The following is a 25,289-nucleotide window of genomic DNA, read 5'->3' as shown; positions in this document are numbered from 1 at the left end:
TATAAAGATAACTTTATTTTAATAGAATTGAGGTGCATTAAATGGGTTATAAATACACAGATGATGATTACTGTGACATATATGAAAATAAAATTTGCGATAATTGTGGTAAATGCCTTGAATTAGAAGGAATTGATACAAAAGCAATTAGAATAGAGGATATTGCTAAAACTCAAGAAGAAAATTCTGTTCTTGAAGAGGAATTTTTAGAAGACCTAAAAGCATCCCTTGATGAAGCTGAATTAGAAGAAATAGAAGAAGAAAACATGGATTTAGATGAAATCTACAAAAAGTTTGGGTCTTCATTAAATAATTCAGATGACTTTAATGGTGGTTTAGAAGAGGATATAGATGAAGAGTATGAAGATGCTTTTGATCATATGGAATATATAGATGAAATAGCTGCTCTTAACGATATTGATTTCGAAGAAATGACCGAAGAAGTATATCCTGGCGTTAGAAGATTTATTAAAAAAGAAATATAATTCAAATAAAAAGCAGTGTGATATAATATCATGCTGTTTTTTAATATACAAATATCCTACAAAAATAAAATTATAGTTTATGAATAGTTTTTAGTAATATAGATAAACTAATTTTGAAGCTTAAATTTATTAGAAAGGGTGATATATATGAAACGTAAATCTATTTTAGCATTAACTTGTACTGCACTTTTAGGAGTAGGTTTATTATTATCAGGCTGCGGCGAATCTACTAAAAATAACGCTAACAATGCTACAGATAACGGAAATACTGCAACACAAAAACTTAGTGAAAGCAAAGAAGAAGCGGGAAACATGGTTAGAAATGGAGCCGAGGCTGTCAAGGATGGAGTAGAAGGTGTCGGAGATAAAATAAAATATTCTGCTACCAACTTTAAAGATGATATTGTAAATGCAGGTTATGAAGTTGGAGATTATACGGGCGAAGCTAAAAATTACTTTAAAGGTAAAGAAACAAATTACACTTTAGATAATGATGTGGTACGTATTTATGAATATGATAATGCTGCAGATTTAGATGCTGACATAGCAACCATTTCAGCAGACGGAACTACTATAAATAATAATGCAGTATATAATACAAAACCATATTATTATAGAAAAGGTAACAGTTTAATAGTGTATGAAGGAAATAATCCAACATATGTTGATAGATTCGGAACACTTTATGGGTCACCAATATTATAATTTAAAGCTTTAAATTTACTTCATGATATATTTTACATAACAATACCGAATAAATATATATTTATTCGGCATCAAATCAAATACAAAGGCGAAATAAGAGTATTTTATCGTATTTCGTCCTTGTAATTATATTTAATTAATTATAAAAACTTCTTAAAAAGCAGGAGAGTGATTATAATTTAGATAGAGGATTTGATTTAACAGCTTCTCTAAGATCATCATCATCAACGTGAGTATAAATTTGAGTCGTTGATACATTTTCATGCCCTAAAATGCTCTGCAAACTTCTTATATCAACATTCCCATACTTGTACATTAAAGTTGCAGCAGTATGTCTTAATTTATGAGGGGTATATTTTTCGTCAGTAAATCCAGCATTGGTTATATGTTTTTTAATCATAATTTCAACAGTACGCTTATTTATTGGAAGATGTCTTGTAGAAAGAAACAAGTATTTTTTACTTTCTTCTGAAGCTTTAGAATTATCACGCACAGCCATATAATTTTTTATAGCCTTTAAGCATGCTTCATTTAAATAAACTGTTCTTTCTTTATTACCTTTTCCTATGATAGTCAAAGTATCATCTCTAATTTTATCAATTTGGATACCACATAATTCAGACAATCGCATTCCGCAGTTTAAAAATAAAGTCAGTATACAGTAATCACGTGCATAATTTTTATCTTCTTTATTTAAAGATTCAAGTAGATGAATACTTTGATTTAAGGTTAAATAAATTGGATGACGCTTATTGATTTTTGGAGATTCGAGCTCCAATGTTGGATTTTCGTTTATAATCTTAGCTTTTCCATGCAAGAATTTGAAGAAAGATTTTAATGTAGCAACTTTTCTAGCTCTTGCATGAGATCCATTGTCTCTGAATTTTTCTGTAAATGATAAGAATGCATATAAATCTCTTAATTTAATGCTTCTTAAAAAATCATCATCAATATCATTAATCTTTATTTCATCAAAATCAACTTTATCCTGATCAACTTTTCCTCTGTATATTAAAAGAAATCTAAAAAATAACATCAAGTCAATTTTGTAAGCATAAATTGTATTTTCAGATTTACTCTTAATTGTTTCTAAATAATTTATAAAATCAGCCATACATTCTGGAAGATCATCATTGTGCAATACTTTAATATCATATTTCATTTTCTTCACCTTATTCATTTCGTTTATTTCAAGAAATAATGTCTTAAACATCATATCTATATTGTAAAAGTACTCTAAAGTGGCTTAAACACTTGCTTTAGTTCTATTATATCAAAAAGTTAATTTCATTGCAATTATTTCGTTAAATATACATTTAACGAAATAATATTTTAAAAACAAAAAGAAGTGGATTTGATTTTTTAGTTCCCAATTTATAACTTTATATTTTTGTTATAACATAATTATTTTTTATATACTTCTTACTGCTTTTATTATTTTAAATAAATTCTGGACCTCGATTTTGCATTTTATATAACCTTTCAAAAAGAATAAAATTATATTTAATCATTCATTTTGAATAAATATTTAAAATCAAATGCAAATTTTATTGATTATAATCACAATTTCAGTCCATTAGTTTTATAGATCAAAATTTATTTTTATACATTTTTATGTATAAAGTTATTATTTATTCTGAATTATTATGGATTTTTTGATATTTAAAGATAATATTTATACATGACCAGCAACAAAAATTACTATTAAAACATAATCCTATTTACATCGTTTCTATATCTCTTAGTATAAATTTTATAAATAATTATTCGTTTTTTATCTTTAAAAACTTGGATTTTGACAGAAAAACAAAATTCAAAATAACCATATACTTAAATATATACTTTTTATATTTTTTGAAATTTTAATTTTATTTTTTTGCTTTTCTACATAATAAAGTTATAAAAACTATATTTTAAAATTTTTATATTTTATATTATTTTTTATTTATCATATTATCTATATACTAATACTTTATATCACCATATTTTCATATACATTATATACATATTAATATATATAATAAAACCAAAATAAAAAATAATAATTTTTATTAATAAAAATATATTTACAAAAAATATAGCACTCCCCTTGCACTATTTTATAAAAAAACAGAGGGAGGTATCCTAAAAAATGGAAGGGTGTTTATTTGATACAATTATTACCTAAACATCTATGATATAAATTTAAAATTATGATAGAATATATCATGTAATAATTTTTTATACATTATAAATGTATGCAGGAGGATCTAATTATGGCTAAAGTAAAAGAAACTAAAACAAATGCTATGAGGCTGCTTGACAGAAATAAAGTTGAATACACTACTCATAGCTATAAAAATGAAGATGGTAAAATAGATGGCATTGCTGTGGCTCATAAAATAGGAAAAGATGAAGAAAGCGTATTTAAAACATTAGTTACTGTTGGACATTCAAAAGAGAATTACGTGTTTGTAGTACCTGTTGCAGAAGAACTCGATATGAAAAAAGCCGCAAAAGCTGCAGGTGAAAAAAATATAGAAATGATACATGTTAAAGATATAAATAAAATCACTGGATATATAAGAGGCGGCTGCTCTCCTTTAGGAATGAAAAAAGTATTTAAAACATTTATACATAATACTGCAACAACTTATCCTACAATAGTATTTAGTGGCGGTAAAATAGGTTCACAAATAGAAATGAACCCTAATGATTTACCTAAAGTAATAGAATGTGAATTTGTAGATATAATAAAATAATTAATTGATTTAATTATTTTATTGGATTTATAGTTCTAGCTTTCCCAAAAACAATCAGGGAAAGCTTTTTTGCTATCAATATATTTAGATATATTAGTCTATAGTTATTTTGTTTTTACAGGGAAGCCAACTCCAAAACGTGTACCTAGAGAAATACATACAGAATTATCATAATTATTAAATGCAGAAGCCATAGCTGTACCATCATGGATAAGTTTTATCACAAACCTTTTATTTATAACTTTATATATTTCATCCGATAAAAATTCTTCATAATTATGCTAGTATTAAATTTATAAACAAAAAAGAAGAAATCGAATTATTTAAATCCAATTTCCTCTTCATTATTATGTTTTATCAGATTATGATAATAATTAATTATTTTCTACAATTTCTCCAACTAATGAGAATGAATTAGCTTTAACTATTTTAACGTTAACTAATTTTCCTATCAATTCTTTGCATCCTGGGAAGTTTACAAGTTTTGCATTTCTAGTTCTTCCTGTTAACTTGCTTTCATCGTTTTTGCTTACACCTTCTACTAAAACTTCAACAACTTTACCTTCCATAGCTTTATTACCTGCAATTATGCTTTCATTTACTACTTCAACTAATCTGTTGAATCTATCATGTTTGATTTCATCTGAAATTTGATCTTCCATTTTATCAGCAGGTGTATTGTTTCTTCTTGAATATATGAAAGTAAATGCTGCATCATATTGTACTTGTTTAACTAAGTCTAAAGTATCTTGGAAGTCTTCTTCAGTTTCTCCTGGGAATCCTACTATTAAATCTGTAGAGAAAGTTACATCTGGGATTTCTTTTCTTATTTCTTTAGCAAGATTTAAGTAGTAATCTCTAGTATAATGTCTGTTCATTATGTTTAATATTCTATCACTACCACATTGTACTGGTAAATGTATTTGTTCACATAACTTATCACAATCTCTAATTGCATAAATTACATCCATTGTTAAATCTTTAGGGTGAGAAGTCATGAATCTAACTCTTTCTAATCCTTCGATTTCATTAATCTTTCTTAAAAGATCTGCAAATGTAATTTCTTCTTCTAAGCCTTTACCATATGAGTTTACGTTTTGACCAAGTAAAGTAACTTCTTTATAACCTTGAGCAACTAATCCTTCTATTTCTTTTATGATATCTTCAGGCTTTCTGCTTCTTTCTCTTCCTCTTACGTAAGGAACTACGCAGTATGTACAGAAGTTGTTGCATCCATACATGATAGTAACAAATGCTTTAACATTACTCTTTCTATCTACTGGAACACCTTCAACTATATCTGTTTCTTTATCAAATATTTCTTTTATTTGAACTCCTTCAGTTTTTACTCTGTTTAAGTATTCTGGGAATTTGTAAGCATTGTGAGTACCAAATATAATATCAACAAATGGGAATTTGTTTAATACTTCATCAGCCATTCCTTTTTGTTGCATCATGCATCCACATATAGCTATTATTAAATCAGGATTCTTTTCTTTTTGATGTTTAATTATACCTAAGTTACCGAATACCTTATTTTCTGCATTTTCTCTAACACAACAAGTGTTAAATATAATTATAGAAGCCTCTTCCCTATCATCTGTTTGTGTATATCCTTGAGTTTTAAGCATTCCAGAAATTTTTTCTGAATCCTCTTCATTCATTTGGCAACCCCAAGTTTCTATGTAATATTTTAATTCTTTATTATCAGAACTCATTAATTTATCTCCTCCGTGCAATATATACAGTTTCTTATGTATTATAACAAATAATTTATATTAATTAAAGTCTTATATATGCCATAAAACTTTTTACATATATTTTACAGAGAAATAATATACGACTACTATAAATATCAAAAAATAATGAATAATCCTTTGTTTATTAAAATTCTAAATCCATATAAAAAAGAGCCATAACTAAATTGACTCTTTATTTCAGACTGTACTGAGATTTCATTCTTAGACTGCCATTATCAAACGTAAAATTAGCACTAGAACCATCTTTATTAATATAACTGTATACATCTATTATAGAATTTGCAACAGATGATTCTGTTGTAAGTTCTCCATCTCCTATTAAATCTTTGACTTTGTCATAAGACATTCCGCTATTTATCTTATTGTAGTCATTTAAAGATAACTCTTTACCATCACTATGCTTTAAATTTAATTGTGTTTTAGATATGACACAATCATCTTGCAAAGTAATTGTTATATTACTTATACCTTCACCGTTATATTCATATATTGTTGTTTTTTTACCATGCGCTTCACTTGGTGGTATTTCTTTACCATCCCCCAATATATTTTTCACTTCATCATAAGACATTCCCATTTTTAATTTCAAAAAATTATCATAGGATATTCTACTATCAATGTTATCAATATTTTTAATATCACTATCAGAATTATCAAATGATAAATTATCTGCTGTAACACATTCACTACTATTCAGTTGCTTTAAGCTCTCTTTATTATAAAAATAATCATTATATTTATTACCACTTGAATATGCTCCATATATAGATAAAATAGCTACAAAGATTAGTAATACTCTCTTATAAGTTTGCTTATCTTCTGTCAAATTATCATCACCTCAATTCAAATAACCTGTTATTAATTATTCCTACCTACAGTTAATTTTATTCAAGTTTATAAATTATAATTCTATAGGTTATAATTATTTTTTTGATAAAAGTTTAGTATACTATAATTAAGGCTTGGTAATTTTGAATACTTTTTTAAAAAAAGTTTTATATTTATAAACTTATTTACATTTAAACTTAAAATATTATTATGAAAACTACACTTAGTTATATGATAGTATTATAAATTTAATTTATTAAGCAGCTATAAATCACTTACATATACATATAATTTTATTATGGCCATGTCTTTTTTTCTTGTGGTATTTTCTTTTAGAAATATGATTTTGCCCTTCAATAGACTTTATAAATGCAATAACAACTATAATACTCCAGAATATTTGTCTTAACATATAATTTTGTGGCTTCGATTTGTTTTCTTTCATTGTACATCACCATGCTATTAAAATTTATATTATTATCTCATTTGTTTAGTGTGTTACATAAAAATAAATTTATACATAAAACCTTAATAAATATCTATTATATTTTTGAATAATGATAATTTTAATAATTAGAAGTGGAATTCTAGAATTTTAAATTCCTATTTATATGCAAAAATATATAATGCTTTAGGAAATTTTTCAGAAGATGTGATTGTATTGTGTGGGCAAATTAATTAAAAAACAATACCTAAAAATAGATATTGTTTTTAATATAAAAAATATATAAGTCAACCTAATTATATGTGATTCATTTGTATAATATATAATATTCAGTTAATAGTTTGTTGCTACATTATTATATTATAAAGTTTTCTCATTACTTTTTTTGCTTCATTTCATCTATATAAAGCTGAATCATATCTATAACCGATTCATCATCATCTTTCTTGTCTATAATTTCTAAGAAGCGTTTAGTTACACCATGTGTTTTTGCTATAAGCATAACATTTTCCTGCTGTTTTTTAGTTAAGTGTTTTATGTTTTCTCTTACGTCATCTATTCTTGCTCTTTCCACATCATGTACCTCACTTTATATTTCTAATAATATTTTATTTGAAATATTATATCTGTCAACCTCTTATCTTTCAGTTTTATTTAAACAACTTAACCCATGAGATACATGAGTTACATTTAACAAATCCAACTTTAGTATATAAATTAATAGCTTTGATGTTCGCCTCTTCAACTCTTATAAAAATCTGATATATAGAATTGAGCCTACATAAATTGATAAGGTACTTTAAAAGTATTTCTCCATAACCTCTCATTCTATATTGTTCTAGTATACCGAAATTCACAATTGTATACTGATTCTTTGAAAGTATTATTTGACCATAACCTAAAATTTCATCATTAGAATTCTTTAAAAACACACTAAAATCTTCAATGAAATATTCCTCATTTTCTTCCTGATAAATATCACTTACTGTTAATGGTACACGACTCTTTTCTCCAAATATTCTATTCTGAATATCACACCTTAATCCTTCATCTTTATTTTTAATAAAATGTTTGATTTTAAGATTGTCAGGAAGTTTAAATTCAGGCAATTTAGAATGCTCTAATAAATCAAGACTCATAATAATACTTTTAAATTGAATATTAAATCCTAATCTGTTCATTATAAGCTTATTTTTTGCATTCTGGACAATCTCAAACCTTAATGCTTTAAATGATAAATGATCTAAAAAATTAGAGGTTATATGTTCTATAAAATCATCTTTAAAGCTTATCCCATAAATAGTACAACACTTACTGCTATCATCAGGACATTCGTGCCACAAATAGCCTACATAATTATCATTTGATTTAAATAACTTTACTTGCTTTCTTATTATGAATTTTACTAAAAATGATTCCTTATCATAAATATCAAAAAAACCTTTATCGCATAAATACGAGTCTTCTATAGTTTCATAAAGTATTCTAAATTTATCTATGTTAAACATTGAAAGCTTTTCTATACTTATCATAACTCTTTCCTCTTAATTTTATTATTTACTTAAATTATAATTCTGGTGGAAAATATAGTCAAATAATTATAGAACCAATAAATCAAAACCTATATATTCTAGTATATTTAGAAATATGACTGTTTATTAAAAGTATCCTTTTGAATAATAAAAAAACAGGTACCAATTATATGATACCTGCATTTTTATTTATATATTAAATATCTTTAATGCTTAAGCTTATTCTCTTATTTTCTTCATCAACGCCTAAGATTTTAGCTTTAACTTCTTCTCCTATAGTTAAAACTTCAGCTGGATCTTCAATTCTGTTGTGAGAAATCTTTGATATATGAACTAATCCATCTACACCTGGTTCTAATTCTACGAAAGCACCAAACTTGCTTAATCTTACAACTTTACCTAAAACAACTGAGTCAACTGGGTACTTTTCAGCAACATTTTCCCATGGTTTTGGCATTAATTCTTTCATGCTTAATGAAAGCTTTTTAGCTTCTTTATCTAATCCTATGATTTTAACATCTACGATTTGACCTACTTTTAATGCATCTTCAACACTCTTAACATGATTCCATGAAATTTGAGATAAGTGTAATAATCCATCTACACCATTAATTTCAACGAAAGCACCAAAGTTTGTGAATCTCTTAACTTCACCTTTAACTACATCTCCTAAATTGAAAGTATTCCATGCAGCAGCTTCTTTAGCTTCTTTTACTTCCTCAAGTAAAACTCTTCTTGAAGCAACTACTTTAACTGGATTTTTTGCACTGAAATCAATTAATCTTACTTCAATTGTTTTTCCAACAAAATCTTCTTTGTTTTCAGTGAATTTAGTATCTATTTGAGATGCTGGTATAAATACTCTTACACCTTTATAGTAAGCTACAAGTCCTTTTTCCTTAGCTTCTTTTACTGTTAATTCAAAAGTTTTCTTTTCATCGAATAATTCTTGTAATTCTTTGAAAGCTTCATCTTTTTCATATTCTAATCTTGATAACACAACAAATCCATCATTGTTTTGTAATTTTATAACTTTAGCTTTTATTGTATCATCAATATTTATAGTTTCAGCAAATTCTTTTGCATTATCTTTTGAAGTTAATTCGTTGTATGGAATTAAACCATCCATTCCATATCCACTCATTGCAATTACGATACCATCATTATTTTTTGCTATTACTTTTTCGTTAATTTCAGTACCAATTACAATTTTCATATCTGTTGCATTCATTAATGCTAATTGATCTTCGTTGTTTACATTGTTTTCCATACTCATTTTATCAAGTACCTCCCTAATAATCCAATCTGGTGTTGAAGCACCAGCTGTAACACCTATTGTTTTTATATCATCATTAATAAAATCATCTGGCAATTCACTTAAGTTTTCTATATGAATTGTTTTCTCACAGTTTTCTTTTGCAATTTGATATAATTTTGTAGTGTTAGAACTATTTTTACCTCCAACTACAATCATTGCATCTACTTCTTTAGATAGTTCATATGTACTCTTCTGTCTTACGTCAGTTGCTGCACAAATCGTATTATATGGTAATAATTCTTTTACATCTTTAAGATTTTCTAAAGTATTATCCCAATTTTTCTTCTTTTCAGTAGTTTGTGAAACAACGCATACTTTATCTGGAAGGTTCTCTTCCAAATTACCATCTTTAGTAATTGTAGCTGAATCATCACACCATCCATTAATACCTATTACTTCAGGATGATTTTTATCACCTAATATTACTATATGATAACCTTCATTAGAATATTTCTGAACTTTCTTTTGAATATTTTTCACAAAAGGACAAGTTGCATTTATTACTGTAAGCTCAGCCTCTTCAAGTGTAGATAAAACCTTTTGTGGTACACCATGTGATCTTATAACAATTATATCTCCTGGATTTAATTTAGATATTTCATCTAATTCTATAGAAAAAATATTATTTTCTTCTAAAAACTTAACTACGTCACTATTATGTATTAAAGGACCTAATGTATATATCTTTTTATTATACTCTTTTTGTATTCTTAATGCTTCGTCTACAGCTCTTTGTACACCAAAGCAAAATCCTGCATTTTTAGCAAGTGTCACTTTTCTCATACTAGCTACCACCTTATTCTCTGGATAATATTATTTAGTTATCCATGTAAAATTATCTTTTGTTATATATATAATTATTTATTACTTCTACTACTCCATTAATATCAAGGCTTGTGCTATCTATTTCTATAGCATCATCTGCTTTCTTTAATGGATCAGTTTCTCTATGAGTATCTTTGTAATCTCTTTCAATTATATCTTTTAAAATAGTATCGTAAGAACACTCAATATTTCTGTTTTGTAGTTCTTTAAATCTTCTATTTGCTCTTTCTTCGGCACTGGCTGTTAAGAAGAATTTAAAATTAGCATCTTTTAATACTACTGTACCAATATCTCTTCCATCCATAATTACATCAAATTTATCAGCCATTTGTCTTTGAAGTTTTACAAGAACTTTTCTCACTTCAGGAATGCTTGCATATGCAGATACTATACTGCTTATTTCAGGCATTGTTATCTTATCTTGAATGTTTTCTCCATCAACTATTAAGTCATCATTTTCAAAATGCATTTCCATTTTGTCTATAAGGTTTATTATTTCAGAAACCTTATCTGGACCTAAATTGTTTTCTTTAGCTTTTAGAGCAACAGCTCTGTACATAGCTCCTGTATTTATGTACATAAGATTATGTTCTTTACCAACAAGTTTTGCTATTGTACTTTTACCAGCACCTGCTGGTCCATCAATTGCTACGCATGTTTTCAATTTTATTTACCTCATTTCTTAGTCCCATAATTTAACGCCTACAATAAGATTATATAATTTTTTATTGTCTCAAACAAGAATATCTTTAATATATTTACCTATTATTTTGCAAAAAATTATATTAAACTCTATATTTGCTATAAAATAGTTAATTTAAAATCACTAATTTTCTATATTATTTCCTGCAATAAATCCTGTTGAAAATGCTATCTGAACATTATATCCTCCAGTAAATGCATCTACGTCTATAACTTCTCCACAAAAAGATAAGTTTTCTATTATTTTTGACTTCATTGTAGATGGGTCAATTTCCTTTACATCTACTCCGCCTTTTGTAACTATACCTTCTGCTATTGGTCTAAGGCCACCTATTTCAAAAGTAAAGTCTTTAATTGAATTTACAAGAGCTTTTCTTTCTTCTTTTGTTATTTCATTCACTTTTTTATCTTCATCTATTCCTGAATTCATTATTATCATTGGAATAATCTTTTGTGGCAGTAAATCATTTAATGATTCTTTAAACGGTTTATTCAAATATTTTGAAAAATCTCTTTGAATTCTTTTATCTAATTCCCCTATATTAAGAGCAGGCTTTAAATCTACATGTGCTGTGTATAATCTGCCATTTTCTATAAATCTACTTGCCTTTAATACAATAGGACCAGATATACCTAGAACAGAAAAGTTCATTTCACCAAATTCTTTGTATATAGATTTTTTATTATTTTCCTTAATATTCAATTCTACATTTCTTAATGATAATCCATTTAAATTCTTTGTAGTATTATCTTTAACTTTAAGTGGTACAAGTGCTGGTCTTAAAGGTACAATTGTGTGACCTAATTTTTTTGCAAATAAAGCTCCATCACCTGTAGAACCAGTAAGTGGGTAAGTTGCTCCACCAGCTGCTAATATAAAATAATCACCCTTTAAAATTTCTTTGTTATTTATTACTACAGATTGAATTTTATTATTTTTGCAATTGATATCTGTAACTTTAGAGTTTAATTTTACATTAACATTAGTCTTTTTCAATGCACTATTTAGCCCCTTTAAGATATCTGAAGATTTATCAGAATTAGGGAAAACTCTATCTCCACGTTCAACCTTTAATTTAATTCCTTCTTTTTCAAAAAAATTCATAGTATCTTCATTAGTAAAACTATATAATGCACTATATAAAAAATGAGAATTTCCAGGTATGTAATCAAAAAATTCTGAAATATCTTTTGCATTTGTTACATTACATCTTCCCTTACCTGTAATAAACAATTTTTTACCTATTTTCTCATTTCCATCAACCAAAATAACTTCATGGTTTTTAGAAGCTTCTAATGCTGCCATTATTCCTGCTGGTCCAGCCCCTATTATTATAACCCTTTTCAAATTTTAACTCAGCTCCTTAATTATGTTGTAACCTTATGTTTAATAATAATATTTATTTTAATATTTTAATTATACAAGAAAAAAGAACTTTATTTCAATTTAAAAGAAGTTCAGAATTGAAATCCGAACTTCAATATGATTAAGATAGCACTATTCTTTGCTTTTTGAATCTTCTTTTACTTTTTCTAAATAATTTTTTCTATTAACTATGTTTTCTTCGAAATTTTCAACTGCTTTTTTAGTAAAGTTGCCAACCTCTCCAATATTTAAAAAATTTCTTCTACTCATTTACTATAAAATCCTCCATAATATATAAAATTCTTCTTATTTATTATGCAATATTATTATGGTATTTATTCTTTATATAAATCATGAAAAATTATCTCAAATACTTCTAATGAATCTTTTATTTTATCCTTAAGTATTGCTTTTTTACTTTCAAATTCATGGAATCCTTTTTCAGTTAGAATATAAGTCTTTTGAAATTTCTTATTAGGATTATCCCATTGACCTTCTATAAGGTTATCAGCTTCCATTCTTTTTAGAAGAGGGTAAATTCCTCCAGTACTTGGAACCCATTTTTCATTTGTTCTTTTTCCTATCTTTTTAGATATTTCATTACCATTTGTAGGGCCTAAAGATAAAAGATATAGAACATATATAGGAAGAAGACCTTTTGTAAATATTGATGTGTTTTTTTCCTTGTCATTTTGAGATTTTTTTAAAGCAGCTAATTTCTTTTTATACTCCTCATATAATCTCTTTTCTTCTTCTTTTATAGAATTTTTATCATAACTAGGCAATGTAGTCATAGATTATTCTACCCTTTCCAAAGCAAATCCCACTAATCCTGGTCCAGTATTTATTCCAAGTGAAGCTCCTATTGTCCCTGCATAAGTACATTCCACTACATTTGGCATTTCTTTAATTTTTTCAACTAATTCATATGCCTTTTCTTTAGCATCTCCATCAAGAACCCATACTTTATACTTATCTTTTTCAAGATATTCTCTACAGATATTTTCTAATCTTGAAATAGCCTGTTTAGATCCTCTTACCTTTGATGCCACAGAAAATTTACCATCATCAGGAATAGTTATTATTGGCTTTAAATTTAAAAACTGTCCAACAGCACTAGCTACTCTTCCTATTCTTCCACCTTTTTGTAAATATTCTAATGTATCAATTGTAAAGAATAATTCTATATTATCTCTAATTTTAGGTAAAAGGTCGCAAATTTCTTCGAAACTCTTTCCTTGTCTAGTTAATTCTGCTGATTCTACAACAAGTGCACCTTCTGCCATAGTAAGGCTTCTAGAATCAAATACAAATGTTTTTAATCTATCATAATCTTCACATATAAGTCTTATAGCATTATATGTTCCTGAAAATGCTTGAGATATTGTAATAAATATTGCATGAGTATATCCCTCATCTGCAAGATTATCTAAAGTTTCTATTATTAATTCAGTACTTGGTAATGAAGTTTTAGGAATTTCATCCTTTAATCTTTCGTACATCATTTCTGGAGTAAGTTCAATTCTATCAGCATATTCTTTATCTTGATAAAATACTCTAAAAGGTAATAATGAAATATTATATTCTTTTAAAAGTTCAAGACTTACATCACTAGCACTGTCTGTTATTATTGCTATTTTTTCCAAATGCAAATCCTCCTTATAAAATCTTTATATTATTTATTATATCACTATAGATATAATTATCAATAGTGATATATATCAATACTGATATAGTTTTATAAAAAAATATTGATTTATTATTAAAATCAATATTTTTTAGATGTTTGCTTTGTTTTGGCATGTAATTGATATAAATTAATCAATTATATTTTATAAATAATATTCAAAAAATATACAACATTAAATTATATATTTTTATTTTTTATATTTTCTACTCGTAATCCAATTTCCTTATTAGCCTTTTTATAAGAATCATTGATAAGTTCCTCTTCACTTAATGATGTACCTAATAAGTGTTCTATTGTAAGCTGTGTTCTATCTTTATGGTATTTATCTAAGAGATTTTGTTCTATATCCCTTTGGGTTGCTAAAGAATAATCATCTAAAATATGATGAATATTAAATCCATGTTTTTCTAGTTCTCTACCAACTAATATACTTCTATGACATCTTATTGGATCCTGCATAGCTCCTAGAAGCACTATTCTATAGCCTTTTTCACATCCTTTTTTTAATCTTTCTATACCACTTTTGAAAGAATCTTCATTTACTGCTTTTTCAAAATCACAATATCCTTCTTTGTTATATGAAACTTTTGGGACTCTCTTTGCAGCAAATTCTCTTGCCATATAAATATATATAAAGCCTAATTCTTTAAGACTTTTTTCAAGAGCTTCTTTATTGTACTGAACATTATATTTAGAATAAGGAGTGCCTCTTATATCTACAACTGTATTTATATTATAATATTTAAGCATATCTACTAATTTTTCTAAGGGATAATTTGAATGACCTATTGTATATATATCCAAATCGACCTACCTCCTTTTATACAACCAATTATATAACAAAAAAATAAAAAATAAATCAATAACTTTACGCTATCAATTTATTTTTTATATAATTTATTTATTCTACATCTAACATTTGTATCTTTGCATAATCAGAAGTTTTGTCTTCAGTTATTTCTTTTATTTTCTTATAATAAACTATTCCTAAGGGTATTGCTGCTGCAAGCCATGCACATGGATCAGCTAAACATATACCAGTAAATCCTATGAATTTAGGCAATGTAAATGCTACTATTGCTCTTGCTATAAGTTCAAAAACTCCTGCCATCATAGGAATAAATGATTGTCCCATACCTTGCAGTGCATTTCTATATATGAATATCAAACCTAATGGTACAAAGAAATATGCAGAGTAATTAAACACTAATTGTCCATAGTTTAAAATTTCATTACTTGGATTTTCTATAAATAAAGACATAAAGTATTTTCCACCAAACATCAGAACAAAAGCAGCTATTATATTAGTTATACATGATATTTCCACACCTTTTCTTACGCCTGCTCTTATTCTATGGAAATCACCAGATCCTAAGTTTTGTCCGCAGAATGTTGCCATAGTTACTCCTAAAGTTATTGCTGGCTGCATTACTATCTGCTGAACTTTTGAAGAGGCTGTATATGATGCAATAACAACAGATCCAAATACATTTATAGCACCTTGCACTGTCATTATACCAATTGCAGTTATTGAAAATTGAAGCGCCATAGGTATTCCAATTTTTAAGTGAGTAATATAATAATCTTTGTTAACTTTAAAATCATCCTTTTTAAGTCTTAGTATCTTATATTTTTTCAGCATATAAAAGAGACATAATAATGCTGAAAAACCTTGTGAAATAATAGTTGCATATGCCGCTCCTGCAACACCCATTTTAAAGTTTATTATAAATACTAAATCAAGAACAATGTTTAACACTGATGATATTATTAAAAAATATAAGGGAGTTTTACTATCTCCTAATGCTCTAAGAATACTTGATAGCATATTGTATGTTAAAGTAGCAAATATTCCACCAAAGATTATTCTTATGTATGTAGATGCATCATTAAATATATTTTCAGGAGTGTTCATTAATTTTAAAAGTGGGTTAGCACTTAATAAACTTCCAACTGTAAAAATAATTATTACTAAAATTGATAAAATAACAGCACTTCCTACTGCATGCTTTAATCCTTTTTCATCTTTTGCACCAAACTTCTGGGCTACAAGTATTGCAAAACCACTTGTTATACCTACTACAAAGCCGTTTATAAGAAAAAACATGGAACCTGTAGAGCCTACTGCCGCTAATGCATTAACACCAACATATCGCCCAACGATTATAGTATCAACCATACTATAAAACTGTTGAAATATATTACCTATTAGTAATGGTATTGAAAATAAAACAATAAGTTTAGCAGGATTTCCCATAGTCATATCTTTTGTCATAAATTCTCTTATCCTCCGTGTCTTTATAAATAATGTCAAATTATAGGATATCATGTTTTAGTAATATAATAAAGACTTTATATATTAATATTTTTCAAATCAAATAATTTTTGAGATGAATAAATTGATTTATTCCCATTAAATATATATGCTAAAGTACATGTTACAAAGAAAAACGGAAGATAATTATACCCAAATACTTCTGCTCCAATAAATATAGGAGCTAATAACGTATTGGTTGCACTTCCAAAAACAGCAGCATACCCCAAAGCAGCTACAAATGTAACTGGAAGTCCTAATAGTCCACCTAGTATTATTCCCAAGCTTGCACCTATTGAAAATAGTGGTGTTACTTCTCCACCTTGATATCCTGCACTTAATGTAATTACTGTAAATAAAAATTTTAATATCCAATCGTAATAATAAATCTGACCATTGCTAAAGCTTAAAGATATAAGATTCGTTCCAAGCCCTGAATATCTACCCTTATAAAATAAAAACAATGTTAAAGTCAAAAATATACCAATAGTAAAAATCTTTAAGTATGGGTTTTGAATGAGCTTGCTGAAATATTTTTTCGTAGTTCCTAGAACATAAGCAAATGCTCCACCTGTAACCCCAAATATAATACCTATAAGTCCTATTTTAATTACAAAAGACAAGTTAATATTCACTGTTTCTGAAAGTGCAAATGAAAATTTCTCAAGTCCTAAAAAATGTGAAGTATAGCTTGCTGTAAATGATGCTATAACGGCTGAAAATAATGCTCCATACTCTAAAGTACCTGCTATCAACACTTCAAGAGCAAATAAAACAGCTGCTATTGGTGTCTGGAAAAGTCCTGCAAAACCAGCTGCCATACCAGTAACTATAAATATTCTTTTACTGTTTGGAATATTTATTATCTTAGAAAATATATGAGAAATAGTTGCTCCAATTTGTACTGCTACACCTTCCCTTCCTGCACTTCCTCCAAATAAATGAGTAATCCATGTTGTTAACATAATAAGTGGTACAAGTCTTTTTGGTATGTTTTCTTCAGTTCCATGAGCTGTACCAAATACAAGTGACATTCCCTTAATAGAATCTTTCCCTATTTTATCGTATAAGCCTATTATTATAAGACCTGCTATTGGAAGAAACCATATAAGTCTATTAAAATTTTCAGTCCTAAAATCTGAAATTTCTAATAATACTTTTCCAAAGATAGTATCAATGATCCCTACAACAGCACCAATTAATAAAGCCATAAGGCCTAAAATCAATATGTTTTTATAATCTTCATATAATTTCTTAATCATTTTTCACCTCTGTCTATTTTTTATTAATTTATATAATTTAAATCTAATACAGTTACATATAAAGATTCAAATTAAAATGCTAAAACATATAATATGTTAACTAAAAGAAAAAAAGCTGATACTTCTGCGATTTTTAACCACAGAAGTCATCAGCATTTACGCACTTTAGATTTATTATCACGGGAGACTTCATTCCCTCATAATAAGATATACTATATTAATAATTTAGTCAAGATAATAATAACATTCACTTAAACTTATTAAATGTAAAGAATATTTCTTTAAGAATAATTTTGAGTTTTTACCCCTATAATTTTATTTTTATCACTAAATACAATCTTTAATAATACTGGTGTTACAACAGTTGTTATTATGACCATTATTATTACTGGTGGTATAAAATAATTACTCATAAGTCCTAAGTCAAGCCCCTTACTAGCAACAATCAAGGCAACTTCACCTCTTGAAATCATACCGGTACCTATTTGAATTACTTCTTTATTAGTGTATCCACATAATTTTGCTCCTAATCCACAACCTATAATTTTTGTTAAAATAGCTACTAGAGTAAGAAGTATAGTTAAAACTAATGTTGAAATATCTAATTTAGAAACACTTATTCCTATGCCTATGCTTGCAAAAAACATTGGAGATAAAAGCATATATGAAACAGTCTCAAATCTTGCCATCATATATGATGATTCATTATTTTGAGAGAATATAAGACCGGCTATAAAAGCTCCAGTTATATCTGCTACTCCAAAAAATTGTTCTGCTGAAAATGAGAACAATAAACAAACTGCAAATGATGCTATAACAAATCTTCTTTTATCAACATTATATTTAAGTGTCCATTTATCAAATAATATGTGTATAAAATGACCTACTATAAGTGCACATACAAAAAATAAAACTATCTTAAGGAAACACATTACTATATTTACATTTGGATCTGCTAAACTTGTTATTACTGTTAATGCAAGTATTCCAAGTACATCATCTATAATAGCTGCACCAAGAATAGCATTTCCTGCTTTTGTAGTAAGCTTGCCCAACTCTTTTAAAGTTTCTACTGTAATACTCACAGATGTGGCTGTTAAAATTATTCCTATAAAAATGTTCTGTAGTGTCATACTTACATTAGTTATTTCGCCATTATTGAAAAAATATGCTACAATAGTTCCTCCTATTAAAGGAATTACTACTCCAAGTGTAGCTATAATAAAAGAAGCCTTTCCAGATTTTTTTAAATCATCAAGATTACTTTCCATACCTGCTGTGAACATGAGAACAATTACACCCAATTCTGCCATCTGCTTAATAAATTCAGTTCCATGTAATATATTAAGCATCGCAGGCCCCATAATAACCCCAGCAAGCAAAGCACCAACAACTTGAGGAAGATTAAATTTCCTAGTTAATAATGATAAAAGTTTTGTGCTCAACAGGATTAATGCTATATCTAGTAAGTATCTGTATGACATAATGATCATCCCCCTATGTTTATATTAATACTTTTATATTAATTGTTATTTCTATCTATATATTACCATATTTTCAATTATTTTCAATAAACTACAATTCTAAATAAATAATTTTTATAATAAAAATATACTAGAATACTTGGAATATAAAGAATTTCAAGTAGAATGTTTCATCACTATTCCAAAGTATTGGGTGGTCAGAACTTTGTGTACGTATTTCTATTTGTCTAAGAGTTCTTCTTGCATCATGAGCAGCTTCGTAAACAGTTTTCTTTAATTGTTCTTCTGACATATAGTGAGAGCATGAGCATGTAGCAAAATATCCACCACTCTTAACCATCTTTACACCTCTAAGATTAATTTCTTTATAACCTCTTATAGCCTGTTTCACTGTATCTCTTGATTTTGTAAATGCTGGTGGATCTAAAATAACAACATCAAATTCTTTTCCTTCTCTAGACCACTCACCAAGAACATCAAATGCATTATGACATTCAAACTTAACTGTATCTTGAAGATTATTTAATTCAGCATTTCTTCTTGCACAATCTACAGCATGTTGTGATACATCTATACCAAGAACTGATTTAGCACCTGCTATACCTGCATTAAGTGCAAATGAACCAGTATGAGTGAAGCAGTCTAACACTTCTTTATCTTTACAGATTCTATGAATTGCAGCTCTATTTTCTTTTTGATCTAAGAAGAAACCAGTCTTTTGACCATTTTCTATATCAACTATGTATTTAACACCATTTTCTATAATCTGAACATTAGTATCAAATGGTTCTGTTAAAAATCCTTTTGTTTGTTCTAATCCTTCAATTTCACGAGTTTTAATATCGCTTCTTTCATAAACACCTTTAGCACCATATTCTTCAACTAATATTTTAACTATTAAATCTTTATGTCTATCCATTCCTAATGTAGATATTTGAATTACAAAATAGTCTTCAAATTTATCTACTGTAAGACCTGGAAGAAAATCAGCTTCTCCAAATATAAATCTACATGAAGAGGTATCTATAACAGTTTTTCTATAATCCCAAGCTATTTTAAATCTTCTTTTAAAGAATTCTTCATCTATTTTTTCATGAATATCTCTTGTCATTACTCTTATGGCAATTTTACTTGCATCATTTATGTATCCTCTTGCTATAAAATATCCTTTGCTGTTATAAACATCAACAATGTCTCCATTTTCATAATCGCCATCATATTCATTTATTTCATGTCTATATATCCATGGTCTTCCGTTTTCAACTTTTTTACTTTTTCCTTCGTATAAAAAAAACTTACTGTACATATAAAGTCTCCTTCCAAATTGTCACTTTCACGATTATAACACTAATGCAGATTATATGCTAGTTTAACAATAGAAAATATTTCAAGCTACTCATATAAGGTTTACTTAGCTCTTCATTCTAATGTTTCAGTATTAGTTTTTTCAAATAATAAAATATTAAAACCATAGAATTAATAGTCATTACTTACCCATTAATTCTATGGTTTTTATGAAACGGTTACAATTTATACATTGGTAAACAGAGGAGGGTTCCGTCTTTGCTGAAAATAAGAGAAGCCTCACCATCAGTTGCTAAATATCCTTCCTCAACTGCTTTAATAGAAAATTTTTTCATATTCAATTTACTTTTTTGACAGTATGAGGTTATTTTTTCTTTAACAGTACTCATTTAAAATCCGCTCCTATTATTTTTGTTTCAAGACTTTAAAGATATGTTCAAGATCTTAAAAACATATTATCTATTATTAATATATTTCTAAGTAAAGAAATATATTACACTAATAAAATAATATGTTTTTATATTTTTCATTAATATGGTTTTATTCTGTTTCCACAGTAAGGACAGTAATCAAAGTTTTTGTCTATTTCTCTACCACAGCTTGAACACCTATTAAATGAAGTATAGCCATAATAATTAGAGTTGACTTCATTTAAATCCCAGTATGTAATTTGTATATCTTCACCATCTTCTATAGCTTTTCCTTTTTCCTTTGGAATAGAATAAACCGAATTGCATGAATTACAAACAACATAATATTCAATATTCCATTTGAATAAAGGTATAAAAAAGAAGTGAAAGAAACTATATCTTTTGTACAATCTGCTATTTGTCTGTATGTTACAGCTTTTACATGTAAAATTATTCAAAGTCATGATTTCAACTTCTTTATCTTCTATACCAAAAACTCCAATAAAAAACATATGAATCCCTTCTTTCATTATTAATCCTACGTATGGTTATATTATCTTTTGCATATAATCTTATATCTTTAGCTTATAATAATTTTTAATTTTTTCTATTATTCCAGTACTTTTTGGCTTCCTCTTCAAGCTTACTTAGTCTTGTATAATAATCAGGGAATTCTAATAAATGTGCCAGTGCAATTTTTCCAGTTAGAATAGGATTATTATTTGTCACATTTGCTCTTGGATATCTTGTTCCATGTTCTAATTCAACATTTACACCTTTATAAAATTCATCAAAATTAAATCTTTCTTTGTTAAAGTCTATTTTTAGAGATTTAGCAATCTTTTCTGCTTCATCTCTTGTAAATGAAATTTTCTTATTGTCACCACGCAATTTCATAAGAACAAAATCAAGCTTTTTCATATTTAACTCCAAAAATATTAATTATGATTATTATATTAATTATACATGTAAATGTTGAATTTATATTAATTACTACTCCTCAAATTCTATATTATTATCTTTACACCAATCTATAGCAATCTGTCTTTCACTCTGCTCTCTATATTCATACCAGTCGTTAAGCATATTTTTTTCTTCTATTATTTTCTTGATTTTTTGAATCTTTTTTGTATCATCTATATTTTTATTTAATATATCGTCTATTAAAATATCACTGAAGGAATTGCAGAAATTAACTAATATTTTAAGTTCATTTATATCTTCTTCTCCAGGAAGCTTAATATAATCGTCAGGATTATTTTCCAAATCATATAAAGATTCTATAAGTTCTCTTTCCCATTCTTCAAATTCATTTATTCTATTATAATCTGAAGCACTATAGCTACTAGTATCAGAAGATTCCTTATAAATTATAATTCCTGTTTTCTTATTATAAAAATGATTTAAATTTTCGTTTTCAAATTCTATACATTCTATAACATCATTTAAATTAACTTTCACTTGATTACCTCCTAGACATTATATTTATTAGTAAAGAAATTTTTAATTTTTTCTAATGACGAAGCAAGTACTTTCTTTTCATCTTCAGTTAAATCATTAACTGAATTTTGTACCATCTCATTATGGAATTCTTCGTGATGCTTATATGCAACTTTTCCTTTTTCAGTAAGTCTTACAAGTACTATTCTCCTGTCTTCTTCAGTTCTGTTTCTTTCAACATAACCCTTTTTTATAAGTTTATTTATACCTGTAGTAAGAGTACCAAGAGTAACATTAAGCTGTTGAGCTATTTCAGACATTGTTTTTTCTTTATCTATACCTATAGCTTCAATAGTATGTATTTCGGTTATAGTTAAATCAGAATGTTCATCCTTTTTAAGTGTTTCTTCCTCTATTTGTAGAATATCATTATATATTTCTACGAGTAGTTTATTGATTGCTTCTTTTGTTTTACACATTTTATTTTCCTCTTATTCTAGTTATTTTTCTTTAAAATCATAGTTACCCATTCATTAGTCTGAGTTTTTTTAACAAGATTATAACCATATTCCTTAATCTTGTTATATATATCTTCACTGCTCCACTCAACAAGACCTGAAACATATAATATTCCATTTGGTTTTATTGCATTATTTATAAGTTCCATTGAACTTATTGTTTCATCTCCACCTATATTTATAAATACAACGTCATAAATATTATTAAAATTAATTTTTTCTTTTGTTACATCTTTTATTAAAACTTCAATATTATTAAGTTTATTTAATTTAAAATTATGAGTAACCTCTTCTGTAACATCTCTTATATCTAATGCAGTTACATGCTCAGCATTTTTTATGGCAGCAGCTATACTTAAAATTCCAGAACCTGTTCCTAAATCTAGTACTTTTAAGTTTGTAAAATCTTCATTTAATATGTATCTTAAAAGATCTTGAGTTGTTTCATGAAGACCAGTTCCAAATGAACCTTGTGATTCAAAATTAATTTTGCCTTTTTCATAAGATATATCGTAATTTGGCTCTGCAATTACATAACCATTATTTAAATCTACTGGTTCAAAAGGCATCTGCCAATTATCTATATCAAGGTTTATTATTTTTATCTCATCTTCTATGTTTAATAATTCTTTAATATTATTTAAATGATAATCACATTCCTCAATAGTCTCTTCTTGTGGAAATATTTTTAGTTCAACGATTTCATCTTCTCTTTCAATAAAACCATATCCATTGGAATCTATTGTAACATCATATGGTGCATCATAATATGTTGAGTCTAAACCTATACTTATTAATTTATCTATTACTTCATCTACTTCTGAATGTTTAATTGGAAATGATATTTGAATCATGTTTTTCACCTCAAAATTTTTTTATCATATGAATTTTAATTGTTAATTGACATAGGTGTTATTATATCATAAAACAAAATATATAAGAAGTTTATATAGTGATTAATCATATATAGTATATAATAATCATTATTAAAAGCTGAATTTATCATATAAATAGTATTTTATTATCATATTAGAATTTTCAAATTTAGAAATAAAAAGCACTACAATAATTAAAAAAGAGCATATATACAACATGCTACAAGGTCTTGCTATAACTTAAGTATATAGTTTTTTCACACTATAATTTTATATAATTAAAAGAGTTCTATCCAAATTTAAGATAGAACTCTTGGGTTATTTATTAAAGTGCATTTTCAATATCACTAAGCATTTTATCTAAAGCTTTAAACCCAGCTCCACCAACATACCATGCTTGTGTGTCTAAATATACGATATTTCCATTTTTATATGTATCAGTAGTTTTAACTAATTCATTTTCTACGATTTCTTTTGCAGGTTGTGCGTTTGAACCAGTAATTTGCCCTTTATCTAAAACGAATAAATATCCAGGATTCTTTTCTGCTAAATATTCATTTGAAATACTTTGGCCGTGGTTTGAAACCTGAATAGAATCATCTGTTGGTGTAAATCCTAATTCATTAAAGATTAAATTATATCTTGAACCTGAACCATAAACACTCATACTACCATCGCTTACCATTGAAACTAATGCATTTAAGTTTTCGCTCTTAACTTTTTCATTTATAGTATTTATTCTTGAATCAAAAGAGCTAAATTTATCTGCTAATTCTTTTTCTTTATCAAATATTTTACCTAATATTTCTGCATTATCCTTTAAACCATTATAATAATCTGAACCTGTGCTTCCTAAATATAAAGTTGGAGCAATCTTTGAAAGTTCATCATAAGATTCCGCCTGTCTTCCTTCAATTATAATTAAGTCTGGTTCAATTGAATTTATTGTTTCAAAATTAAATTCTTTAACTCCACCTATATCTGTGTATTTTTCATTTTTATATTCACTTAAATATTCAGGCAAGTTACTTTTGGGAACTCCTATTGCTTCTATTCCCAAATCATCCATTATATCTAGCGAACCATAATCAAGAACTACAACTCTTTCTGGGTTCTTTGGGACTTCTACTTCACCATTTCTATCAGTTACAGTTATAGTTTCAGTTGTTTTTGTTGATGTAGTATTGCTGCTTGAACATCCTGCAAATAATCCAGTTGCCAATACTACTACCCCTAATAAACTTAATAATCTTCTTTTTTTCATGTAAAATTACCTCTTTCTTA

General features: G+C 27.0%; 26 protein-coding genes. 3 read left to right on the top strand and 23 right to left on the bottom strand.

Annotated elements, in window-relative coordinates:
• The first annotated feature begins 41 nt into the window (after positions 1 to 41).
• Both HF850_RS00670 and HF850_RS00665 read left to right on the top strand, forming a co-directional pair.
• Positions 42 to 485: a hypothetical protein gene (locus HF850_RS00670; protein ID WP_169103546.1), complete on the top strand. Its 444-nt coding sequence runs from the start codon at positions 42 to 44 to the stop codon at positions 483 to 485.
• A 147-nt stretch (positions 486 to 632) separates the two neighbouring features.
• Entirely contained in the window at positions 633 to 1,190 is a 558-nt protein-coding gene (locus HF850_RS00665; RefSeq protein WP_169103545.1) for a lipoprotein, read from the top strand.
• A 172-nt stretch (positions 1,191 to 1,362) separates the two neighbouring features.
• Here HF850_RS00665 and HF850_RS00660 read toward each other — a convergent pair whose 3' ends face one another.
• A complete protein-coding gene (locus tag HF850_RS00660; protein WP_169103610.1) occupies positions 1,363 to 2,352 on the bottom strand; it encodes a tyrosine recombinase XerC in 990 nt (329 codons plus the stop codon).
• A gap of 1,093 nt (positions 2,353 to 3,445) precedes the next feature.
• On the opposite strand from HF850_RS00660, the gene ybaK reads away from it, so the two are divergent.
• On the top strand, positions 3,446 to 3,931 hold the full coding sequence (ybaK, locus tag HF850_RS00655; RefSeq protein ID WP_169103544.1) for a Cys-tRNA(Pro) deacylase: 486 nt from the start codon (positions 3,446 to 3,448) through the stop codon (positions 3,929 to 3,931).
• A 374-nt stretch (positions 3,932 to 4,305) separates the two neighbouring features.
• Here ybaK and miaB read toward each other — a convergent pair whose 3' ends face one another.
• The 22 genes from miaB to HF850_RS00545 all read right to left on the bottom strand — a co-directional run bounded on the left by miaB (position 4,306) and on the right by HF850_RS00545 (position 25,269).
• The gene (gene miaB, locus HF850_RS00650; RefSeq protein WP_169103543.1) at positions 4,306 to 5,649 is read right to left on the bottom strand and encodes a tRNA (N6-isopentenyl adenosine(37)-C2)-methylthiotransferase MiaB; all 1,344 of its coding nucleotides are present in this window, start codon (positions 5,647 to 5,649) and stop codon (positions 4,306 to 4,308) included.
• Positions 5,650 to 5,863: 214 nt separating this feature from the next.
• A complete protein-coding gene (locus HF850_RS00645; RefSeq protein WP_169103542.1) occupies positions 5,864 to 6,517 on the bottom strand; it encodes a DUF3862 domain-containing protein in 654 nt (217 codons plus the stop codon).
• An 823-nt stretch (positions 6,518 to 7,340) separates the two neighbouring features.
• Positions 7,341 to 7,538: a hypothetical protein gene (locus HF850_RS00640; RefSeq protein WP_169103541.1), complete on the bottom strand. Its 198-nt coding sequence runs from the start codon at positions 7,536 to 7,538 to the stop codon at positions 7,341 to 7,343.
• A 76-nt stretch (positions 7,539 to 7,614) separates the two neighbouring features.
• A complete protein-coding gene (locus HF850_RS00635; protein WP_169103540.1) occupies positions 7,615 to 8,496 on the bottom strand; it encodes a GNAT family N-acetyltransferase in 882 nt (293 codons plus the stop codon).
• Positions 8,497 to 8,692: 196 nt separating this feature from the next.
• Positions 8,693 to 10,597: a bifunctional 4-hydroxy-3-methylbut-2-enyl diphosphate reductase/30S ribosomal protein S1 gene (locus HF850_RS00630; protein ID WP_169103539.1), complete on the bottom strand. Its 1,905-nt coding sequence runs from the start codon at positions 10,595 to 10,597 to the stop codon at positions 8,693 to 8,695.
• A 52-nt stretch (positions 10,598 to 10,649) separates the two neighbouring features.
• Complete coding sequence (cmk, locus tag HF850_RS00625) at positions 10,650 to 11,303, bottom strand: (d)CMP kinase (RefSeq protein WP_169103538.1); 654 nt, start codon at positions 11,301 to 11,303, stop codon at positions 10,650 to 10,652.
• A 162-nt stretch (positions 11,304 to 11,465) separates the two neighbouring features.
• The gene (locus tag HF850_RS00620) at positions 11,466 to 12,689 is read right to left on the bottom strand and encodes an NAD(P)/FAD-dependent oxidoreductase (RefSeq protein ID WP_169103537.1); all 1,224 of its coding nucleotides are present in this window, start codon (positions 12,687 to 12,689) and stop codon (positions 11,466 to 11,468) included.
• A gap of 150 nt (positions 12,690 to 12,839) precedes the next feature.
• Positions 12,840 to 12,977, bottom strand: coding sequence for a hypothetical protein (locus HF850_RS00615; RefSeq protein WP_169103536.1), 138 nt, complete (start codon positions 12,975 to 12,977; stop codon positions 12,840 to 12,842).
• Positions 12,978 to 13,042: 65 nt separating this feature from the next.
• On the bottom strand, positions 13,043 to 13,501 hold the full coding sequence (locus HF850_RS00610) for a PadR family transcriptional regulator (RefSeq protein ID WP_169103535.1): 459 nt from the start codon (positions 13,499 to 13,501) through the stop codon (positions 13,043 to 13,045).
• 3 nt (positions 13,502 to 13,504) lie between these two features.
• Positions 13,505 to 14,353: a DegV family protein gene (locus HF850_RS00605; RefSeq protein ID WP_169103534.1), complete on the bottom strand. Its 849-nt coding sequence runs from the start codon at positions 14,351 to 14,353 to the stop codon at positions 13,505 to 13,507.
• A gap of 221 nt (positions 14,354 to 14,574) precedes the next feature.
• The gene (locus HF850_RS00600) at positions 14,575 to 15,201 is read right to left on the bottom strand and encodes a DUF488 domain-containing protein (protein WP_169103533.1); all 627 of its coding nucleotides are present in this window, start codon (positions 15,199 to 15,201) and stop codon (positions 14,575 to 14,577) included.
• A 97-nt stretch (positions 15,202 to 15,298) separates the two neighbouring features.
• A complete protein-coding gene (locus HF850_RS00595; protein WP_169103532.1) occupies positions 15,299 to 16,672 on the bottom strand; it encodes an MATE family efflux transporter in 1,374 nt (457 codons plus the stop codon).
• Between the two features lie 77 nt (positions 16,673 to 16,749).
• Positions 16,750 to 17,973 carry a chloride channel protein gene (locus HF850_RS00590; protein WP_169103531.1) on the bottom strand — a complete coding sequence of 408 codons (1,224 nt, stop codon included), beginning with the start codon at positions 17,971 to 17,973 and terminating at the stop codon, positions 16,750 to 16,752.
• Between the two features lie 281 nt (positions 17,974 to 18,254).
• Positions 18,255 to 19,460 carry a cation:proton antiporter gene (locus HF850_RS00585; RefSeq protein ID WP_347564365.1) on the bottom strand — a complete coding sequence of 402 codons (1,206 nt, stop codon included), beginning with the start codon at positions 19,458 to 19,460 and terminating at the stop codon, positions 18,255 to 18,257.
• Between the two features lie 127 nt (positions 19,461 to 19,587).
• Positions 19,588 to 20,763 (bottom strand): class I SAM-dependent rRNA methyltransferase, encoded by a 1,176-nt coding sequence (locus tag HF850_RS00580; RefSeq protein ID WP_169103529.1) that lies wholly within the window; start codon positions 20,761 to 20,763, stop codon positions 19,588 to 19,590.
• 217 nt (positions 20,764 to 20,980) lie between these two features.
• The gene (locus tag HF850_RS00575; protein WP_169103528.1) at positions 20,981 to 21,151 is read right to left on the bottom strand and encodes a hypothetical protein; all 171 of its coding nucleotides are present in this window, start codon (positions 21,149 to 21,151) and stop codon (positions 20,981 to 20,983) included.
• Positions 21,152 to 21,291: 140 nt separating this feature from the next.
• Positions 21,292 to 21,684: a zinc ribbon domain-containing protein gene (locus tag HF850_RS00570; protein WP_169103609.1), complete on the bottom strand. Its 393-nt coding sequence runs from the start codon at positions 21,682 to 21,684 to the stop codon at positions 21,292 to 21,294.
• 85 nt (positions 21,685 to 21,769) lie between these two features.
• A complete protein-coding gene (locus HF850_RS00565) occupies positions 21,770 to 22,093 on the bottom strand; it encodes a DUF5661 family protein (protein WP_169103527.1) in 324 nt (107 codons plus the stop codon).
• A 72-nt stretch (positions 22,094 to 22,165) separates the two neighbouring features.
• Positions 22,166 to 22,633, bottom strand: coding sequence for a UPF0158 family protein (locus HF850_RS00560; RefSeq protein WP_169103526.1), 468 nt, complete (start codon positions 22,631 to 22,633; stop codon positions 22,166 to 22,168).
• An 11-nt stretch (positions 22,634 to 22,644) separates the two neighbouring features.
• Positions 22,645 to 23,091: a MarR family transcriptional regulator gene (locus tag HF850_RS00555; protein WP_169103525.1), complete on the bottom strand. Its 447-nt coding sequence runs from the start codon at positions 23,089 to 23,091 to the stop codon at positions 22,645 to 22,647.
• Between the two features lie 17 nt (positions 23,092 to 23,108).
• A complete protein-coding gene (locus HF850_RS00550; protein ID WP_169103524.1) occupies positions 23,109 to 23,984 on the bottom strand; it encodes a 50S ribosomal protein L11 methyltransferase in 876 nt (291 codons plus the stop codon).
• 346 nt (positions 23,985 to 24,330) lie between these two features.
• Positions 24,331 to 25,269: a siderophore ABC transporter substrate-binding protein gene (locus tag HF850_RS00545; protein WP_169103523.1), complete on the bottom strand. Its 939-nt coding sequence runs from the start codon at positions 25,267 to 25,269 to the stop codon at positions 24,331 to 24,333.
• Between the last annotated feature and the right edge of the window lie 20 nt (positions 25,270 to 25,289).

It is taken from the genome of Clostridium sp. SM-530-WT-3G (assembly GCF_012843905.1).
Taxonomy (GTDB): Bacteria; Bacillota; Clostridia; order Clostridiales; family Clostridiaceae; genus Clostridium.
The sequence above is the reverse complement of the archived record's forward strand: the minus strand, read 5'-3'. Positions and strand labels throughout refer to the sequence as shown.

Excerpts from the sequence above, each read along its gene's own strand:
- HF850_RS00575 (WP_169103528.1), bottom strand. The coding sequence starts at position 21,151 with ATGAGTACTGTTAAAGAAAAAATAACCTCATACTGTCAAAAAAGTAAA.
- ybaK (WP_169103544.1), top strand. The coding sequence starts at position 3,446 with ATGGCTAAAGTAAAAGAAACTAAAACAAATGCTATGAGGCTGCTTGAC.
- HF850_RS00615 (WP_169103536.1), bottom strand. The coding sequence starts at position 12,977 with ATGAGTAGAAGAAATTTTTTAAATATTGGAGAGGTTGGCAACTTTACT.
- miaB (WP_169103543.1), bottom strand. The coding sequence starts at position 5,649 with ATGAGTTCTGATAATAAAGAATTAAAATATTACATAGAAACTTGGGGT.
- HF850_RS00635 (WP_169103540.1), bottom strand. The coding sequence starts at position 8,496 with ATGATAAGTATAGAAAAGCTTTCAATGTTTAACATAGATAAATTTAGA.
- HF850_RS00580 (WP_169103529.1), bottom strand. The coding sequence starts at position 20,763 with ATGTACAGTAAGTTTTTTTTATACGAAGGAAAAAGTAAAAAAGTTGAA.
- HF850_RS00545 (WP_169103523.1), bottom strand. The coding sequence starts at position 25,269 with ATGAAAAAAAGAAGATTATTAAGTTTATTAGGGGTAGTAGTATTGGCA.
- HF850_RS00665 (WP_169103545.1), top strand. The coding sequence starts at position 633 with ATGAAACGTAAATCTATTTTAGCATTAACTTGTACTGCACTTTTAGGA.
- HF850_RS00630 (WP_169103539.1), bottom strand. The coding sequence starts at position 10,597 with ATGAGAAAAGTGACACTTGCTAAAAATGCAGGATTTTGCTTTGGTGTA.
- HF850_RS00595 (WP_169103532.1), bottom strand. The coding sequence starts at position 16,672 with ATGACAAAAGATATGACTATGGGAAATCCTGCTAAACTTATTGTTTTA.
- HF850_RS00570 (WP_169103609.1), bottom strand. The coding sequence starts at position 21,684 with ATGTTTTTTATTGGAGTTTTTGGTATAGAAGATAAAGAAGTTGAAATC.
- HF850_RS00590 (WP_169103531.1), bottom strand. The coding sequence starts at position 17,973 with ATGATTAAGAAATTATATGAAGATTATAAAAACATATTGATTTTAGGC.
- HF850_RS00670 (WP_169103546.1), top strand. The coding sequence starts at position 42 with ATGGGTTATAAATACACAGATGATGATTACTGTGACATATATGAAAAT.
- HF850_RS00565 (WP_169103527.1), bottom strand. The coding sequence starts at position 22,093 with ATGAAAAAGCTTGATTTTGTTCTTATGAAATTGCGTGGTGACAATAAG.
- HF850_RS00610 (WP_169103535.1), bottom strand. The coding sequence starts at position 13,501 with ATGACTACATTGCCTAGTTATGATAAAAATTCTATAAAAGAAGAAGAA.
- HF850_RS00555 (WP_169103525.1), bottom strand. The coding sequence starts at position 23,091 with ATGTGTAAAACAAAAGAAGCAATCAATAAACTACTCGTAGAAATATAT.
- HF850_RS00550 (WP_169103524.1), bottom strand. The coding sequence starts at position 23,984 with ATGATTCAAATATCATTTCCAATTAAACATTCAGAAGTAGATGAAGTA.
- HF850_RS00660 (WP_169103610.1), bottom strand. The coding sequence starts at position 2,352 with ATGAAATATGATATTAAAGTATTGCACAATGATGATCTTCCAGAATGT.